The following is a 2,474-nucleotide window of genomic DNA, read 5'->3' as shown; positions in this document are numbered from 1 at the left end:
TATTGCGCAGCCGTTGGCGGCTTTGCCGCCTTACGGATGCGGCATGCCCCTTGCGGGTACACAAAGTACAACTGCACGTTCCGTACCTCGACTTGCCCAAAAATCTCTCGCCATCCGCTTTTGCTGATTTATCCAGAGCTTCCTTGACAAACCATGATACCATTATTCTGACAGGGAAACAGAGAAAGGGAAAATTATGAAGTATTGTCATAACTGCGGCGCGCCGCTTGTCGATGACGTGCGCTTCTGCACCGCCTGCGGCAGCCCGCTCGACCCGCCGGAAACGGAACCGGCGATGCCCGAGTCGGCCGTAATGCCCGAAATGCCGGAGCCTGCGCCGGAAATGCCGGTCATGCCCGGAGAGGCCCTGCCGCCGGAGCCGCCGAAAAAGCGCAAAAAGCGGATCTGGCTCTGGATCCTGCTCCCGGTCGTTGTGCTGGCGCTGGCCGCCGGAGCGCTGTATTACTTCCTCGTGTGGAATGCGCCCGAGGCCCGCGTGCAGCGCGCATGGCAGAAGACGGCCGCTGCCCTCGAGACGGAGGTCGGCCGCCCGGAGAAGCTGATGGCCTTTGCCGAGACGCTGCGGGGCCCGCTGAGTGAGCAGCGCGCGCTGACGGCCACGCTCACGTTTGAATCCAACGGCGAAACGCTCGCGGCCGAGCTCTATTCGCAGCGCGACAATGCGACGCGCCGCCTCGGCGGCACGGCTGAGCTGACCGTGCCGTGGGGGGAGGGGACGCTGCCCATTTCGTTCTACGGCGATGCGGAGGAGCTGCAGCTCACGCTGCCCGGCATCACGGACGAGGTCTACAGCATCCCGGCGCACGGCGTTGCCGAGGCCTATGCCGATTCCGCCCTCGGCGAAATGCTGGGTGAGCTCGGCTCGCTGGAGGACCTTGATCTGTTCCCGGAGGAGACCGCCAGAGACCCGGCTCTGTCTGCTGATCTGCAGGATAAGCTCCGAACCTTCGGCGACAGCCTGAAGGTCACGAAGGCCGGGACGTCCGTCCTGGCGCTGGACGGGCGCAGCGTGCCGGTCACGAATTACGACATCGACTTCAGCAAAAAGCAGCTCACGCGCCTGTGCAGAGCCTTCTGCGATGCCTATGAGATCGATTTCACCGTCAATATGGGCGTGAAGATGAGCACAGATACCGTGATTGGCGAGCTGATCGACAGCGTGCGCACGCCGCTGCATGTCTCGGTGGACGGCGACGGCATGGTCCGCGCCTGGGAGATAACGGTGCAGGAGTCCGGAACGGACATTACGGTCAGCATCCGGCTCGCCGGGACGGATAATCCGTGGAACCGGGTCGAGGCCTGGTCGGCCGAGGACGATGCGGAGCCGGAGATCCTGTTTGTCTGCGGCCTTACCGGTCAGAATGGCCTTCTGACGCTCGCCGTCGGCGACGAGACCGGCAGCTATGGTCTGCAGCTTGTGCTGGATGACGCGGCGCAGAGCCTGACGGCCCGCCTGTCGACGGGCTTTGGTGCAGAGAAGCTCGACCTGCTCACGATGAACTACGGCACGGAGGACGGCGGCGCGCAGCTTGGCGTGACGCTGGACCTGCCGGACCAGCTTGACGCAAAGGCGACGCTTGACCTTCACTGGGCAGCACTGGAGACACAGCCCGAGGCCCTTTCGGACAGCCCCGTCGGCCTGTTCGACCTCTCCGAGGACGAGCTGACGGCGCTGGAGAAGAGCATCGGCGCACAGATCGCGCGGCTTCTCTACGGCGGCGACATGACGGCGGGCGAGACGGATGCGGTACTTACCGGGACATGGAAGGCGCAGGTCGATCTGACGCCGGATCTGCTCGATGCGCTCAACGATGCGCTCGGCCTGGATCTGCAGATGGATGATCCCACGGTGATGACGATGCTCGTTACATTCGGGGAGGACGGCAGTTATCACATGGACTATGACGCGAAGGCGCTCCGGGAAGAGCTCAATGCGCTGGAGGACGCGCTGTGTGAGAAGTATCCCGATCAGGAGGCGCTGCTGAAACAGGCTTTTGCCGGTTTGCAGCTCGATGTGGACGGCTCATCCGGGACCTATACGGCCTCGAACGGCATCCTCTACCTGACGCAGAGCGGGGAGGACTGGGAGGATATCCTCTACTATTCCGTGGAGGACAACAAGCTCTATCTGACGCCGCCGCAGGACGAGGAAAGCGGCGACTGGGGCGGAATGTTCGGCTCGGAATACCCGATGGTGTTCGAGCGCGTGGACTGAGAAACACCAATCGCACAGTCCGGTGTAGGGGAGCGGACAGCCGGACCCGGCACTGCTCCGACGCAAGAAGCGGGCTATCGTCAAAACGGTAAACACTCTCGATTTGTCATTGCGAGGCCCCAGCGGGGCCGCGGCGCCCTGAGCGCGAAGCGCGAGGAAGTGCCCTTGGGGTGCAATCTCGGGAAGGCACTGCCGATGCGAACCAGCTGCCGATAAAATGGTATGCACCAATTGCGTC

General features: G+C 63.1%; 2 protein-coding genes. Both read left to right on the top strand.

All coding sequences use genetic code 11. From position 1 onward, the window contains the following. A partial coding sequence (locus WMO66_RS00300; RefSeq protein WP_349134413.1) for a hypothetical protein occupies positions 1–200 on the top strand: 200 nt, incomplete at its 5' end. Then, positions 197–2,236 (top strand): zinc-ribbon domain-containing protein, encoded by a 2,040-nt coding sequence (locus WMO66_RS00295; protein ID WP_349134412.1) that lies wholly within the window; start codon positions 197–199, stop codon positions 2,234–2,236. The genes WMO66_RS00300 and WMO66_RS00295, both read left to right, overlap by 4 nt. Positions 2,237–2,474 lie beyond the last annotated feature (238 nt).

Origin of the sequence: Faecousia intestinalis (assembly GCF_040096185.1) — a bacterium.
Lineage (GTDB): Bacteria > Bacillota > Clostridia > Oscillospirales > Oscillospiraceae > JAZOXB01.
This window is presented reverse-complemented; position numbering and strand designations above follow the sequence as displayed.

Excerpts from the sequence above, each read along its gene's own strand:
- WMO66_RS00295 (WP_349134412.1), top strand. The coding sequence starts at position 197 with ATGAAGTATTGTCATAACTGCGGCGCGCCGCTTGTCGATGACGTGCGC.